The following is a 15364-nucleotide window of genomic DNA, read 5'->3' as shown; positions in this document are numbered from 1 at the left end:
GCGTCCTTGGCCATGGCAGGCCACGATGCCCGGCGCTTGAATTAGGTTTACCTAACTAGATAGCGCTGACCCGCGCGACAAAGATGAAAGCTGTTGCGAGAGGAGTCCTGCCATGAGCACTGTGGACAGCTTCGGTTCCAAAGGCGTACTGAATGTAGCCGGCACCGATTATGAAATTTTCCGGTTGAACTCCGTAGAGGGCGCAGACAGCCTTCCGTTCAGCCTCAAGGTATTGCTTGAAAACCTCCTGCGGACCGAGGATGGCGCCAATATTACGGCCGACCACGTCCGCGCCCTGGCCGGCTGGGATCCGAATGCGGAGCCCGACACCGAGATCCAGTTCACCCCCGCCCGCGTCATCATGCAGGACTTCACCGGCGTCCCCTGTGTCGTGGACCTGGCCACCATGCGTGAAGCCGTCAAGGACCTCGGCGGCGACCCCAAGCGCGTGAACCCGCTGGCACCGGCCGAAATGGTCATCGACCACTCCGTCCAGATCGATGTCTTCGGCAACGCCGGCGCCCTCGAGCGCAACATGGAAATCGAATACCAGCGCAACGGTGAGCGCTACCAGTTCCTGCGCTGGGGCCAGACCGCGTTCGACGACTTCAAGGTCGTCCCGCCGGGAACCGGCATCGTCCACCAGGTCAACATCGAATACCTGGCCCGCACCATCATGACCCGCGAAGTGGGCGGCGTCCTGCGCGCCTACCCCGACACCTGCGTCGGCACCGACTCGCACACCACCATGGTCAACGGCCTGGGCGTGCTGGGCTGGGGCGTCGGCGGCATCGAAGCCGAAGCCGCCATGCTCGGCCAGCCGGTCTCCATGCTCATCCCGCGCGTCGTGGGCTTCAAGCTCAACGGCAGCATCCCGGCCGGCGCCACCGCCACCGACGTCGTCCTCACCATCACCGAAATGCTGCGCAAGCACGGCGTGGTGGGCAAGTTCGTCGAGTTCTACGGCGAAGGCGTTGCCGCTGTGCCGCTGGCAAACCGCGCCACCATCGGCAACATGAGCCCGGAATTCGGTTCCACCGCCGCCATGTTCCCGATCGACGACGTCACCCTGGACTACCTGCGCCTCACCGGCCGCTCCGAGGACAACGTCGCCCTGGTCGAGGCGTACACCAAGGAACAGGGCCTCTGGCACGATCCTTCCCGCGAACTGCGCTTCTCCGAATACCTCGAGCTGGACCTGTCCACCGTGGTTCCGTCCATCTCCGGCCCGAAGCGTCCCCAGGACCGCATCGAGCTTTCGGACGCCAAGGAACAGTTCCGCAAGGACATCCACAACTACGTCAACATCGCCGACGGCAGCGTGGACGAGTCCCTGGCCGAGTCCTTCCCGGCCTCCGACGCCCCGTCCTTCACGCACGCTGACGCCCACACCACGGAAACCGCCCGTGTGGAGTCCGCAGCCAACGGCTCCCACGGCCGCCCGTCCGCGCCGGTGCACGTCAAGACCGCCGACGGCCGCGAGTTCGAACTGGACCACGGTGCCGTGTCGATCGCCTCGATCACCTCCTGCACCAACACCTCCAACCCCTCGGTGATGCTCGCCGCAGCCCTGCTGGCACGCAACGCCGTGAACAAGGGCCTGGCCGCCAAGCCGTGGGTCAAGACCTCCGTGGCCCCGGGCTCGAAGGTCGTCACCGACTACTACGAGAAGTCCGGCCTCACCCCGTACCTGGAGAAGCTCGGCTTCTACATCGTGGGCTACGGCTGCGCCACCTGCATCGGCAACTCCGGCCCGCTGGAGCCGGAAATCTCCGAGGCCATCCAGGCCAACGACCTCTCCGTCACGGCCGTCCTCTCGGGCAACCGCAACTTCGAAGGCCGCATCAACCCGGACGTCAAGATGAACTACCTGGCGTCCCCGCCGCTGGTCATCGCCTACGCCCTGGCCGGTACCATGGACTTCGACTTCGAGACCGACGCCCTGGGCACGGACTCCGAAGGCAACGAGGTCTTCCTCAAGGACATCTGGCCGAACCCCACCGAGGTCCAGGAAGTCATCGACTCCTCGATCGACGAGGGCATGTTCGCCAAGGGCTACGAAGGCGTCTTCGACGGCGACGAGCGCTGGAAGGCCCTCGACACCCCCGCCGGCGACACCTTCGCCTGGGCCGAGGACTCCACCTACGTCCGTAAGCCCCCGTACTTCGAGGGCATGAAGGCCCAGCCGGACCCCGTCCAGGACATCCAGGGAGCCCGCGTTCTGCTGAAGCTGGGAGACTCGGTCACCACCGACCACATCTCCCCGGCCGGTTCCTTCAAGTCGGACACCCCCGCCGGCCAGTACCTGCTGGCCAACGGTGTGGAGCGCAAGGACTTCAACTCCTACGGTTCCCGCCGCGGCAACCACGAAGTCATGATCCGCGGCACCTTCGCGAACATCCGCATCAAGAACCAGCTGCTCGACGGCGTCGAGGGCGGTTTCACGAAGGACTTCACCCAGGAAGGCGCCCCGCAGGCCTACGTCTACGACGCCGCCCAGAACTACCAGGCAGCCGGCACCCCGCTGGTGGTCCTGGCGGGCAAGGAATACGGCTCCGGCTCCTCCCGTGACTGGGCCGCCAAGGGCACTGCGCTGCTGGGCGTCAAGGCTGTCATCGCCGAAAGCTACGAGCGCATCCACCGCTCCAACCTGATCGGCATGGGCGTCCTGCCGCTGCAGTTCCCGGCTGGCGAATCCGCCGCGACCCTGGGCCTGAGCGGCAACGAAACCTTCTCCGTGGCAGGTGTCACCGAGCTGAACAACGGCACCACGCCCAAGACGCTCAAGGTGACCGCAACGGCCGAGGACGGCAGCTCCAAGTCCTTCGACGCAGTGCTGCGCATCGACACCCCCGGTGAGGCGGACTACTACCGCAACGGCGGCATCCTGCAGTACGTCCTTCGGCAAATCAGCGGTTCCTGAGCTGATCGGCTCGGATTCCAGAGGATCTGGTCGCTGACGCGCTGTCACCGGCGGTCACTCCAGGGTCTCGCACAAGTGCCCCGTCAGGCTTCGGCCTGGCGGGGCACTTGCTGTGTATCTCCCGGCCCTGAGCCATTGACTCTCGTCGGCGTCGAGCGTGTACTTGAGTCGGCTTCTGAGAGGACAGATGCCATTCATGGGGCGGCCTGGCCTTTTCCGTGAGGCCGCCAATAGATGGAGGTCGGAAATGGGACAGGCACGTGACGCGATGGACCGCCTCACCGCTGCTGTGACGGCGAGAGATAAGGAGACACAGGCCGCGTGCTACTCCGCTGACGCGGTAGCTGTTACTCCGGAGGAGGGCGAGCTCGTCGGTCCGGAAGCAATCAGCAACTATCTGTCGCAATTTGGTGATTCGTTCCCGGACATCAGCTTTGAGTACGCGAACAAGCATGAGGCTGGAAATGTGGCGATCGACGTGGGCTTCGTCATCGGAACGAACACCGGACCGCTACCCCTGCCGTCCGGCGAAAGCCTGCCCCCGACGGGCAAAAGCATCAGGGTGAGGAGCTGCGATATCGCAACTGTCGAGGATGGCCTGATTACGCGGCACGAGTTCTTCTTCGACCAGATGGAATTCCTGGGACAACTCGGACTGCTTCCTGAATCACTGTCCGGGCCAGGAGCCTGAACTCGGGTAGATGTGCCCCGTGGAGACGGGGGAAGCCCTTGATCCTCATCCAGTTAGCGGCCGTCTCAGCGGCAAGGATGTGGAAAGCACGCTACGCGAGGGCCGTTGGTTAGCTGCAACGTGCGCTCATCAGTAAGAGGCCGTGAAAGGAGAAACATGGGTGCACTCCGATGTTAGGTGCGTCGTTTTCGCCGTGTCCGGATGATCTTGGGGGCGAGGGCTACAGCTAGTGCAGACAATGGAACGATGAAATCCGTCCAGTGGCGCCGGATCGGCTTGTATGTCGCAGTCCCGTCCCGGATCTCGATAAAGCCGAGTGGCCAGGACCCGACGCCGCCCCCACCGCCACCGCCCTCGCCTGTCTTGTCGGAGCGGATCTCACGCCCCGAGCCGCCGCCGAACCCGAAGCCGACGCGGGCGACCGGGATGACGGTGACGCCTTCGCCACTGATTGGCTCGCCGTAGACGGCGGCCACAGAGGCCCTCGTGCCGAGCTTATCGGCCAGGCGCTCCAGGAGGATGGTGGGGGCGTGGGCTGCGGTGAGGTCCCGGACCTGATCGGCCGCGGTGCTCTCCTCGGGATAGTTCATACGGTCTCCTAATGGGTCCGCTCGGCGGTGCTGGGGTTGTGGTCTGGCTGGAGAGAAGCGGGGACGGTCCGGGGAAGCTGGGCCCGGGGTGGTGAATCCGCCCGCGGTGACCTGGGGGATTTCAAGGTTGGCTGGACTACTGCTTGCGGTTCTTCCCGAGCCTAGCCCGCTCGCACGCCTCGTCAAGCGCCACCTCGATTGACATTCGGGCGGAGCGAACACATGATGCCGACCTGATCCAGTCAGGCGGATTTCATTGGCTTTCGGGGGATGCGGCATGGCCGCCCGTATCCCCTTGGCAAGCCTGTCGCCAAGGGATTTTGTTCCATTGTGAACTTCACGGACCAGTTCCTGGAGCTGGGAGTCGGCCTCGAGCAGGTGTACAAGGAGAACAACCAGCATGACGAAGCCCACCGGAGACGCAAGGAAGGAACGGGGACCTGCGGCCGTTGAAATGCGCCCCCAAAGTTGGGTGACCGCGAAAAAGGTTACAGCGCCCTCCGCAAGCTCCTTGGCACGCCGGTGGAAGGAGCACTACGACAACCTCCCGCTGCCGCTGCCTATCGTGGCCGCGATGGCCATGGATCTCCTCCTGGACCGGCTCCGGCCAGCGCCGCTTCCCGGCTCCCGATCCCTCCACCGAATGGCGGGGGGAGGACTGGTGCTCACCGGCGTCTGCCTGAATTTCTGGGCCCTGGCTGAACGGCGACGGCGTTCGGAGGGCCCTTTCGCATTGGAACGGCCGGAGGAGTTGGTCATCACCGGCCCGTATGCGATCACCCGCCATCCGATGTACGTCGGCTGGTGGCTCATCCAACTGGGCGCAGGAACCTTGGCCGGTTCATCTTGGGTCCTCGTGACGCTGCCGGCCGAACTGCTTGTGGAACACCGCTTCGTCCTCGGCGAAGAGGCCGTGCTGGCCGAGCTGTTCGGACGGTCCTATCTTGATTACGCGGAAAGGGTGCCACGCTACTTCGGGTTCCCCCTCCGGTCGCACGCTTGATTCGATGGGGGCAGCGGAGTCGCCAGCCTGCGACATCCGAACGCCGTCGCGCGAACGTGGGGGACGCGTCAGGCCCCGAACCAGCGGGCGCGTCGCACCGCGCCGAACTCCGCCTTCTCAGCGGCGTACGCCGGCGACGGCCCCTGGAGCGGGGCTGTCGGCCCACCGTCAGCATGGAAGTCGACGTCGACGCGACCGACGTCGCCGTGGCCGAACTCCAGGTAGCAGAGCCCCGTGCCCCCTGGTGCAAGTCCGCCGGCGCCTCGGATGCTGCGAACGATCCCGTCCGCGACGACGTGGGCCGCGCTCTCGGCGAAGGTGCCGGCTTTCGGGATCCCGGTCTCGGCGCAGTCGCCGATCGCGTACACCCCGGCGTACGGCGTCTGCAGCGTCACGGGGTCGACCGCGACCCAGCCGTTCTGCGTCAGGCCCGCCTCGACGAGCACGTCCGGCACCTTGTGGGTCGGGATTCCGATGAACAAGTCGTACGGCTCGTCATGGTCCTTGAATTGTGCGACCCGCGCGTCGGGGTCGATCCCGTGGATCCGGTGGCGTTTCGTGTACGCGATCCCACGTTCGGCCATCACGCGTTCCAGCGCGGCCGATGTCTGGGGCGACACAGGGATAGGCGACGGCTGCGGACTGACCACGTGAAGGTTGCTGCCCTCGCGGATGCCGCGGGCGACGAGCTGGTCATGGAGCAGCAGGATCGCCTCGTAGGGCGCGGGCGGGCACTTGAACGGGATGGAGAGCACGGCCAGCATCACCCGGCCGCCGCGGAAAGCCGCCAGTTCGTCGCGCAGCCGCTCGGCCCCTGCGAGCGTGTAGTACTCGTGCCCTCCTTCGGCGAAGCCGGGTGTCGCGGAGATGTCGTAGTCGGCGCCGAGGGCGACGACGACAAAGTCGGGATCGTAAACGCCAGCATCGGTGACAACGTGCCGCCTCTCCGGGTCGATCGCGAGCACCCGCTCCTGGCGGAACTCCACACCCGGCGTGCGGATCCCGCGGTACGGGATCCGCACCTGCTCCGCTTTCTGGTGCCCGAAGAGGACCTCCAGCTTGGAGAAGCCGAACACGAAGGCGTCCTGCTCGTCGACCAGGGTGACATCGACCTCGCCGGCAAGGCGCTCCGACAGTGTGCTCGCGAGTTCCAACCCCCCGAAGCCGGCGCCGAGGATCATGACGGTTGTTGCCATGCACCTCATCTTGCGCCTCGGACGGCCTGGCGTCCATGCCCGTTGGATGCACGCAAAGCACGACGACGGTGGGCCCGGCCGGTCTTCTGACCGGCCGGGCCGCCGTCGTTCCGCGTTTGTCCGGGCCGGTGTCCGCGGAGCGTCCGGCCCGCGGCGGGAACGGGGCCCGGCGGGCAAGGCGGTAGAGTTAACGGGCACGTCAATCACCTAAGGAGGGGCCGTTGGGACTCTTGGAGACAATCCGGACTCCGCAGGACCTGGCCGCGCTGGGCAGCACTGAACTGGAACAGCTCGCAGGCGAAATCAGGTCCTTCCTGATCACCAACGTCGCCCAGACCGGCGGCCACCTCGGCCCGAACCTCGGTGTCGTGGAGCTGACGATGGCGATCCATCGCATCTTCGACTCCCCCCGCGACAGCATCGTCTTCGACACCGGACACCAGTCCTACGTGCACAAGCTCCTCACCGGGCGCCAGGACTTCAGCACGCTCCGCCAGGAGGGCGGCCTCTCCGGATACCCGGACCGCGGCGAGTCCGAGCACGACATCGTCGAAAGCTCGCACGCCTCCTCCTCGCTGTCCTGGGCCGACGGCATCTCCCGCGCCCGGCAGCTCACCGGTGACGGCGACCGCTACGTGGTGGCCGTCGTCGGCGACGGCGCCCTCACCGGCGGCATGGCCTGGGAAGCCATCAACAACATCGCCGCGGACAAGCGCCGCCGCGTGGTGATCGTGGTCAACGACAACGGCCGCTCCTACGCCCCCACGGTCGGCGGCCTGGCCGACTACCTGGCCTCGCTGCGCCCAACCATCGACTCTTTCCGCGCCGCCCCGGCCTACGAGGTGGCCCTGGACAGGTGGAAGAAGCGGCTGCAGAACGGCGGCCCGCTCGGCCAGTTCACCTACCGGAGCCTGCACGCCATGAAGAAGGGCATCAAGGACTGGTGGGCGCCGCAGGGCATGTTCGAGGACCTCGGCATGAAGTACATTGGCCCCGTGGACGGCCACAACCTGCAGGCCCTCGAAAACGCCTTCACCACCGCCCGGCACTACGGCGGACCCGTGATCGTGCACGCCATGACGGAGAAGGGCCACGGCTACGCGCCGGCCCGAGCCAACGAGGACGACCAGTTCCACGCCGTCGGCGTCATCGACCCCGAAACCGGCGAACCCACGGCATCGCCCGGCGCCCAGTCCTGGACCTCCGTGTTCGCCGAGGAAATCGCGGACATCGCGGACGAGCGCAAGGACATCGTCGGCATCACCGGTGCCATGCTGATCCCGGTGGGTCTGCACAAGTTCGCGGCCCGGCACCCGGAGCGGGTGTTCGACGTCGGGATCGCCGAACAGCACGCCCTCACCTCCGCCGCGGGCATGGCCTTCGGCGGGCTGCACCCCGTGGTCGCCGTCTACGCCACCTTCCTGAACCGCGCCTTCGACCAGCTCCTGATGGACGTCGCCCTGCACAGGGCCGGTGTGACGATCGTCCTGGACCGGGCCGGCGTCACCGGACCCGACGGCGCCAGCCACCACGGCATGTGGGACATGGCCATGGTGCAGATCGTGCCCGGGCTGCACCTCGCGGCACCGCGCGACGCCACCCGCCTGCGGGAAGAACTGCGTGAGGCCATGGCGATCGGCGACGCGCCCAGCGTGGTCCGTTTCTCGCGGGGCAGCGTCGGCAAGGAAGTCGAGGCCATCGAGCGGCTGTCCGATGGCGTGGATGTGCTCGCCCGGCGTCCCGAGGGCTCCACCGAAAACGATGTCCTGATCGTCAGCGTCGGCGCGATGTCCGAACTCGCGCTCGATGTCGCGGCCCGGCTCGGCTCGCAGGGCATCAGCTCCACCGTAGTGGACCCCCGCTGGGTGCTGCCCGTGCGCAAATCCATCATCGCCCTCGCGGCCCGGCACCGCCTGGTGATCTGCATCGAGGACGGCGTCCGTGCCGGCGGCGTCGGCTCGCGGATCCGCCAGGAGATGCGGGCGGCCGGCGTGGACACCGCCTTGAACGAAGTAGGCCTGCCCGTGGAGTTCCTCGCCCACGGCACCCGCAGCCAGGTCCTGGAACGCGTCGGGCTCACCGCCCAGCAGATCACCCACGACATCGTGGCCCAGGTGCTCGGGACCAAGGTGCCCTTCGCGCGGCCGCTGCCGGGCCAGGCGCACCCCACCACCGGCAGCCTGCCCACCCTGTGAACGACGCAGGGCATCTGAACGGCAAAAGGCACCCCGAGGGACTGCAGCCCGGCGACCTCGTGGTGGCCCGCAACCGCAAATGGGACGGCACCGCGCACTGGGTGGTCCCCGGCCGCTACCTCGGTGAGGACATCCACGGCTGGTGGGTGTTCCAGGGCAGGAACGAATTCTGTTCCCGCCCCGGCGCCGCCTTCTACACCGCCTCCGATGCCGTGCTCCTGGTCCCGCGCAGCGGCGACTGGGTGGCCACCTTCTACGACGACAGCTACCCCGGGGACTTCCGGATCTACGTCGACCTCGCCCTCGACCACGGCTGGAAGACCATCCGGGACGGCGTGGCGGAGTTCCACATGATCGACATGGACCTGGACGTCATCCGTTCCACGAAGCACGGCGTCTTCATCGACGACGAAGACGAGTTCGAAGAACACCGGCTCGCCATGGGCTACCCGGACCACACTGTGGCCGCGATCCGCGCCGAAGCCGCGCGGCTTCTCCAAGACGTACTCACACAACAGGAACCGTTCGACGGCGCCGGGCCTGCCGGCACCTGCGCCGCATGGTTCGGAAAAGGACGGGCATGAGCGGGATCATCCGCAGCTACAAGCGTGACGACGACGGCGTACTGCTGTTCCGCGAGGCCTGGTTCGATGAGGACTTCGGCCAGTTCGTCATCAACCACGGCACGGTGGGCCACCAGAGCAGCACGGACGCCACCGACGTCGACGACGAAGGCGCCGCGGAAGGGCTCCTGGCCGCCTTCGCGGCACAGTGCGAGGAGGACGGCTACGCGGAACTGCCCGAATCCGAGCAGTTCTGGCTCGTGGCCCAGTTCGCCCTGAAGAGCAAGGACGGCACGGAGCGGGACCGCTACCTGGAACGCAAGGCCAGCGGTGCCCTGCGCAGCGCCCTTGCCTGGCGTGGCCTGGGCACGGTGGAGCGTTCGGAGATCGGGAACTCCCGGCTCAACATCTTCTGCCTCTGCCCCGACGTGAACAAGGCCGTCAACGCCATCAAGGTCTGCATCCGCGGTGAGGACCTGGACTTCACCAAGCTCAGCATCGCCGCCGCGCCGCACGGGGACCCGGAGGCATTCAAGCTCAAGCACTCGCCCAAAAACGTCACGGGCTTTACCCTCTAAGGACCACCATCCACGCTTGGAAGGGAAGCCCCGTGACATCCAAGAGCAACTGGCCAGGACACACGCCTTTGCCCAAGGGGATCTCGGCTCCCGCCCGCCGGGCGCTGGCCCACGAAGGCCTGGAAACCCTGGAACAGGTCGCGGAGCTGGGTGAGGAACGGGTGGCCGGCCTGCACGGCATGGGCCCGAAGACGATGGCCCAGCTGCAGGATGCCATGGAAGACGCCGGAATCAGCTTCCCGTCCTAGGCCCACCCGGCGCGGCAAACCGGACCCACCGGATCGCCTAGGCTGGGGACCATGACTGAATACCGCCGTCTTGGACACTCCGGATTGACCGTCTCCGTCGTCGGGCTGGGCTGCAACAACCTGGGCCGGGCGAACACCGCCACCGAATCGCAGAAGGGCACGGACGCCGTCGTCCACGCGGCCCTCGACGCCGGGGTGACCCTGTTCGACGTCGCGGACACCTACGGCAAGGAACCCGGCCTCAGCGAAACGATGCTTGGCAAGGCGCTCAAGGGCCGCCGGGACGACGCGGTCTTGGCCACCAAGTTCGGCATGGACATGAAGGGCGCCAACGGCAAGGACTTCGGGGCCCGGGGTTCGCGCCGGTACATCGTCCAGGCCGTCGAGGCGTCCCTGCGCCGGCTGAACACGGACTGGATCGATCTCTACCAGTACCACACCCCGGACCCGCTCACGCCGATCGAGGAAACCCTCGCCGCCCTCGACGAGCTCATCAGCAGCGGCAAGGTCCGCTACCTCGGCCACTCCAACCGCGCGGGCTGGCAGATCGCCGAGGCTGAGTACGTGGCCCGCATGAGCGGCGGCGCCCGGTTCATCTCCACCCAGAACCACTACAACCTGCTGGACCGCCGCGCCGAACTGGAAGTCCTGCCGGCGGCCGAGGCTTTCGGCCTGGGCGTGTTGCCGTACTTCCCGTTGGCCAACGGCCTGCTGACCGGCAAGTACGCCCCCGGCCAGGCCCCCAAGGGTTCGCGTCTCAGCCACACCCGCACCTACATGGTGCACGACGCCGACTGGGAGCAGCTGGGCCGCTTCAGCCAGTTCGCCAAGGAGCGCGGCCTGAACGAAGTGCAGCTGGCCTTCTCCTGGCTCGCCGCGCAGCCGGCCGTGAGCAGCGTGATCGCCGGCGCCACCCGGCCGGAACAGATCGTGGAGAACGCCGCCGCGGTGCGCTGGGTGCCCAGCGCCGACGAACGCGCCGAACTGGACGGGATCTTCCCGCCGCAGCCGAAGGTCGCGCTCTTCTGATGCCGGAGCGTGCGCCCTGGCCGCCGGCCGAAGCCCCGGAGCCTGTCAGCCTGCTGCTGGACTGCGACACGGGCATCGACGACGCCCTCGCCCTGGCCTACCTGTGCAGCCAGCCGCACGTGGAACTGGTCGCGGTCAGCAGCACTCCGGGCAACGTCGGTGCGGAGCAGGTGGCCCGCAACAACCTCGCCCTGCTCGAATTGTGCGGCCGGCCGGACGTGCCCGTGGCCATCGGGGCCCGGGCGCCGCTGGAGATTCCCCTGGTGACCACGCCGGAAACCCACGGCCCGCAGGGCATCGGCTACGCCGAGTTGCCCGAACCGCGGGGCAGCGTGCACCCGGGCGACGCCGCCGAGCTCTGGATCGAAGCGGCCCGGGCCCGGCCGGGGGAGCTGACCGCGCTCCTGACCGCCCCCGCTGACCAACTTCGCCCTCGCCATGCGCGCGGAGCCCCGGCTCCCGGAGCTGCTGCGCGGCGTCGTCATCATGGGCGGCAGCTACTACTACCAAGGCAACACCACGCCCACCGCTGAATGGAACACCCACGTGGACCCGCACGCCGCGGCGGAGGTGTTCGCCGCGTTCGCCGGGCTGCCCGAAGACAAACTCCCGGTGGTGTGCGCGCTGGAAACCACGGAGCGGATCGAAGTGCGCCCGGAACACGTGGAGGCACTCGCCCGGGAAGCCGGATGCGCCGGGCCCGAGCTCGTTCTCCCCGGCCAGCCGGAGGGCCAGCGCAGCACCGCGTCGAACCCGCTGGTCCGGCACCTGAGCGACATGCTGCGCTTCTACTTCGAGTTCCACCGCGCCTACGACCAGGGCTACATCGCCCACGTGCACGACTACTACGCCGCGGCGGTGGCGGCGGGAACCGTCCGCTACCGGACCCGAACGGCCACGGTGCACGTGGAGACCTCGGCCCCGCGGCTGTTCGGCACCACCGTGGCCGACTACCGCGGGATCTGGGGCGAGGCGCCGAACGCCCGGATCGTCTCCGAGAACCACCCGGAGGAGGCCTTCGCCGAACTGATCCGCTCGGTGGGAGCGCTGGCCCGGGGGACGGGCGCGCAGGAGGGCTAGGATGGTTCCAGCGCCGAGGTGACATAGGCGGAAAACGCGTGCCCAGCCCACACCAAGGAACCAGCAAGGACCCACCATGGCATCCCCGTCACCGCAGCAGCCGTCCCTCCTCCTGCCCGAAGCCCCCAAGCGCCGGCGCTTCCTTGAAATCCTCGGCGCTGCATCGATCATCGTGACCTACGTGGTGCTGGTGCTCACCCAGCCCGCCGACATCGCCGCGGGTCCCGGAAGCCTGGCCGCCCTCGCAGCCATGGGCGGTTTCCTCCTCGGCGCGGTGCTCCTGGTGGTCGCCGTCCTACCCACCCTGCCCACCTCCACCGTGGTGCTCATCCCGATCGCCATGGTCCTGAACATTGTGCTGGGCCAGTTCGTGGGCAGCACCCTGGTGCCGTTCTACCTGGACGCGATCGGCACGGTGCTGGTGGCGGTCCTCGCCGGCCCGGCCGCCGGCGCCGCGACCGGGGCCCTGAGCTCCATCGTCTGGTCCCTGTTCAACCCCACCGTGCTGCCGTTTGCCGCCGGCGCCGCCCTGATCGGCTGGCTGGCCGGGCTGGCCGCGCGTGCCGGCGTGTTCCGCCGCTTCTACCTGGTCCCGTTCGCGGGCTTCCTCGCCGGCGTACTGGGCGGGGTGGTGTCCGCACCGATCGCCGCGTTCGTGTTCGGCGGTACGTCCGGGCTGGCCACAGGCGCCATCGTGTCCGCGTTCCGCGCGATGGGTGACTCCCTGCTCGCCGCCATCACCAAGCAGGCGCTGATCTCCGACCCCGCGGACAAGGCCATCGTCTTCGCCGTGGCCGCGCTCCTGGTGTACGCCCTGCCGCGCCGCGCCTCCTTCCAGTTCCCCTTCGTCCGCCGCTACCGGGTGCTCGCGGGCCGGGAGCCTCAGGGCCGGGAGCCCGCAGCCCGGGCATGAGCCGCGGCACGCTGTCGCTGGAGCGCCTCAACCCCCTGACCACCCTCACCGGTGCCGCCGCCGTCGCGGTCATCACGACGGCAGCAGGCCACTGGGCCTTTTCGCTCACCGTCCTGGGCGGACTCCTTGCCCTCACCGCGCGGCAGGCGCGGGCCGCGGCGGTGCTGCGCGCCGCCGCAGCCATCCTGCTGCCGTTCTGGACGGCACTGCTGTTCATGCACGGGCTGTTCTTCCCCGAAGGGCGGACGGTGCTGGCGGAGCTCGGCCCGGCGGCCGTCACCCGCGAAGGCCTGCTTTTCGCCCTCGACGCCGGCCTGCGCACCGGCGTGTTCGTGGTGGCGTTCCTGCTGTTTTCCTTCACCGTCCGGGTCCCGGAGCTGCTCACGGTCCTTTCCGCCCGCGGGCTGCCGCCCCGGCTCGGTTTCGTGGTCGTCTCGGCACTGACCCTGCTGCCCGCTGCGGCGGACCGGATCCGCCGCATCCGGGCCGCCCAGGAGGCGAGGGGCCTCGTCATCGGCCGGAGCCTGGCCTCCCGCCTCCTCGCCGCCCGCCTGCAGGCCGTTCCGCTGGTGCTGTCCCTCGTCCACGAGTCCGGGGAACGGGCCCAGGCCCTCGACGCCCGGGGCTTCTCCGGCCGGCAGCCGCACACCAGCCTCCGGACGGTGCCCGATTCCGCGCCCCAGTGGGCGGCGCGCCGGGTCCTTCTGGTGCTGAGCCTCGCCGCCGTAGCCGTCCGCGTGGCGCTGGCCTTGTTCGGCGGACGCGCATGAGCGCCGGGCCGCTCCTTGCCGCGCACGTGGCCTCCTTCCGCTTCCACGGGGCGGACACCCCGGCGCTCCGGGACATCAGCATCACCGCGGACGCCGGAAGCCTGACGGCGGTGCTTGGCGGCTCCGGCAGCGGCAAGAGCACCCTCGCCAGGATCCTTGCGGCCTGGCTGCCCGGGCATTACGGCGGGGAACTCCGCGGCCGGCTCGAACTCGGGGCCGCCGGTGCCGGCGGCCGGATTGAATTCACCGGCGGCAGCGACGACCCCCGGATCGACCCCGCGGCCTGGGCCGCGCACGTGGCCTACGTCCCCCAGGACGCCGCCGCCATGCTCTCGACCGTCCGGGACACCGTGGCCGGTGAACTGGCGTTCGGCCTGGAGAACCTGGGTGTCCAGGTCGAGGAGATGCGGTGCCGGATCGCCGATACCGCCGGACTCACCGGGCTCCAGGACCTGCTGGAGCGTGACCCCGCCACGCTCTCGGGCGGGGAACTGCGGCGCCTGGCCATCGGCTGCGCCGTCATCCGCCGGCCCTCCGTGTTGCTGCTCGACGAACCGTTCGCGTCCCTGGACGCCGAGGGCGCCGGCACGGTTGAACGCCTGGTGCGGCGGCTGACCGCCGAAGGAACCGCCGTGGTGGTGTTCAGTTCGACGGCGGACACCCTGTGCCGCAGCGCCTCGCACTGGACCGTCCTTGGCAATACGGTGCTCGGCAGCGGGGAGCACGACGGCGGCCGGCAGCTTGCGGCCGGGACCCCGGGCACGCTGCTGGTGGCCGGAGTCCCGGCGGACGGGGACGCGCTGGCGCGTTCCGGCGTCGTGGTTCCGGAAGACGCGCCGGTTACCGCGCCACGGCGGATCCACGCCGGTGGCGCAACGCCTCTACTGGAACTGATTGACGTCCGCTTCGGCTACGACAGGGCCGGCGATGTGGCGGCGCCCGGGACGGAAACCCTCCGCGGCGTCGACCTGGCGCTCCGGCCTGGAGAGATCCTGGCCGTCACCGGAGCGAACGGCAGCGGGAAGTCTACCCTGCTGCGCCAGCTAAACGGGCTGCTCCGCCCCGGCTCCGGAACCGTGCTGCTCAAGGGCGCTCCCACGGACGGAACACCGGCCGGCGTCCTGGCCGCCGACGTCGGGCTGCTGTTCCAGGACCCCCGCTTCCAGCTCTTCGAACGGACCGCGCTGCGGGAAGTCGCCTTCGGGCTGGGCGCGAAACGCCGCCTGCTCCGACGGAACGGAGACGACGCAGGGGTGCGGGAACGTGCGCTCGCCGCCCTGGCCGCTGTCGGCCTCGATGCACACGTGAACACCCACCCGTTGGAACTGCCGGCATCGTCCCGGCGGCTGCTGGCGCTGGCCACGGTGATCGCGCGGGAGCCGGCGGTGCTGGCCCTCGACGAGCCGACAGTTGGCCTGGACCGGCGCGGCCTTGAGGTGCTGGATACCGCCATGGCGGAGGCCACCGCGTGGGGCGCGGCCGTGGTGATGGTCACCCACCATCTCGCCTATGCCCGCGCCCGCGCGGACCGGCTCCTCCGGCTCGACGGCGGAGTGCTCACGCCGCTGGATTAGCGGCCAGAACA

General features: G+C 68.6%; 14 protein-coding genes and 1 pseudogene. 13 read left to right on the top strand and 2 right to left on the bottom strand.

The genetic code is table 11. The annotated features are described in order from the left end of the window. Window positions 1-112 precede the first annotated feature (112 nt). Both acnA and D3654_RS07445 read left to right on the top strand, forming a co-directional pair. A complete protein-coding gene (gene acnA / locus D3654_RS07450; RefSeq protein ID WP_120520868.1) occupies window positions 113-2923 on the top strand; it encodes an aconitate hydratase AcnA in 2811 nt (936 codons plus the stop codon). A gap of 247 nt (window positions 2924-3170) precedes the next feature. Beyond that, window positions 3171-3614, top strand: a complete 444-nt coding sequence (locus tag D3654_RS07445) for a nuclear transport factor 2 family protein (protein WP_120520867.1) — start codon at window positions 3171-3173, stop codon at window positions 3612-3614. 173 nt (window positions 3615-3787) lie between these two features. Here D3654_RS07445 and D3654_RS07440 read toward each other — a convergent pair whose 3' ends face one another. Beyond that, the gene (locus D3654_RS07440; RefSeq protein ID WP_120520866.1) at window positions 3788-4204 is read right to left on the bottom strand and encodes a spore germination protein GerW family protein; all 417 of its coding nucleotides are present in this window, start codon (window positions 4202-4204) and stop codon (window positions 3788-3790) included. A 330-nt stretch (window positions 4205-4534) separates the two neighbouring features. On the opposite strand from D3654_RS07440, the gene D3654_RS20925 reads away from it, so the two are divergent. After that, window positions 4535-4657: a hypothetical protein gene (locus D3654_RS20925; RefSeq protein ID WP_280960093.1), complete on the top strand. Its 123-nt coding sequence runs from the start codon at window positions 4535-4537 to the stop codon at window positions 4655-4657. Beyond that, window positions 4605-5207 (top strand): methyltransferase family protein, encoded by a 603-nt coding sequence (locus D3654_RS20980; RefSeq protein ID WP_342635087.1) that lies wholly within the window; start codon window positions 4605-4607, stop codon window positions 5205-5207. The genes D3654_RS20925 and D3654_RS20980 overlap by 53 nt, the downstream gene beginning before the upstream one ends. A 68-nt stretch (window positions 5208-5275) precedes the next feature. Here the strand turns inward: D3654_RS20980 and D3654_RS07430 are convergent, their stop codons facing one another. Further along, a complete protein-coding gene (locus tag D3654_RS07430) occupies window positions 5276-6403 on the bottom strand; it encodes an NAD(P)/FAD-dependent oxidoreductase (protein ID WP_120520864.1) in 1128 nt (375 codons plus the stop codon). Window positions 6404-6624: 221 nt separating this feature from the next. Here D3654_RS07430 and dxs point away from each other — a divergent pair, with 221 nt between their 5' ends. From dxs to D3654_RS07385, 9 genes and pseudogenes are all read left to right on the top strand, one after another. Beyond that, complete coding sequence (gene dxs, locus D3654_RS07425; RefSeq protein WP_120520863.1) at window positions 6625-8598, top strand: 1-deoxy-D-xylulose-5-phosphate synthase; 1974 nt, start codon at window positions 6625-6627, stop codon at window positions 8596-8598. After that, window positions 8595-9182 carry a DUF402 domain-containing protein gene (locus D3654_RS07420; RefSeq protein WP_245413132.1) on the top strand — a complete coding sequence of 196 codons (588 nt, stop codon included), beginning with the start codon at window positions 8595-8597 and terminating at the stop codon, window positions 9180-9182. Before dxs ends, D3654_RS07420 begins: the two co-directional genes overlap by 4 nt. Further along, window positions 9179-9739: a hypothetical protein gene (locus tag D3654_RS07415; RefSeq protein ID WP_120520862.1), complete on the top strand. Its 561-nt coding sequence runs from the start codon at window positions 9179-9181 to the stop codon at window positions 9737-9739. Before D3654_RS07420 ends, D3654_RS07415 begins: the two co-directional genes overlap by 4 nt. A gap of 32 nt (window positions 9740-9771) precedes the next feature. Then, the gene (locus tag D3654_RS07410) at window positions 9772-9987 is read left to right on the top strand and encodes a helix-hairpin-helix domain-containing protein (protein ID WP_120520861.1); all 216 of its coding nucleotides are present in this window, start codon (window positions 9772-9774) and stop codon (window positions 9985-9987) included. Between the two features lie 51 nt (window positions 9988-10038). Continuing rightward, window positions 10039-11016, top strand: a complete 978-nt coding sequence (locus D3654_RS07405; protein ID WP_120520860.1) for an aldo/keto reductase — start codon at window positions 10039-10041, stop codon at window positions 11014-11016. After that, a pseudogene (locus D3654_RS07400) lies at window positions 11016-12096 on the top strand (nucleoside hydrolase). Before D3654_RS07405 ends, D3654_RS07400 begins: the two are co-directional and overlap by 1 nt. A 76-nt stretch (window positions 12097-12172) precedes the next feature. Next, a complete protein-coding gene (locus D3654_RS07395; RefSeq protein ID WP_120520859.1) occupies window positions 12173-13009 on the top strand; it encodes an ECF transporter S component in 837 nt (278 codons plus the stop codon). Then, on the top strand, window positions 13006-13779 hold the full coding sequence (locus D3654_RS07390) for an energy-coupling factor transporter transmembrane component T (RefSeq protein ID WP_120520858.1): 774 nt from the start codon (window positions 13006-13008) through the stop codon (window positions 13777-13779). The genes D3654_RS07395 and D3654_RS07390 overlap by 4 nt, the downstream gene beginning before the upstream one ends. Beyond that, window positions 13776-15353: an ABC transporter ATP-binding protein gene (locus D3654_RS07385; RefSeq protein ID WP_120520857.1), complete on the top strand. Its 1578-nt coding sequence runs from the start codon at window positions 13776-13778 to the stop codon at window positions 15351-15353. The genes D3654_RS07390 and D3654_RS07385 overlap by 4 nt, the downstream gene beginning before the upstream one ends. Window positions 15354-15364: the final 11 nt, after the last annotated feature.

This window comes from Arthrobacter celericrescens, assembly GCF_003614925.1.
In the GTDB taxonomy this organism is placed as follows: Bacteria; Actinomycetota; Actinomycetes; order Actinomycetales; family Micrococcaceae; genus Arthrobacter; species Arthrobacter celericrescens.
This window is presented reverse-complemented; position numbering and strand designations above follow the sequence as displayed.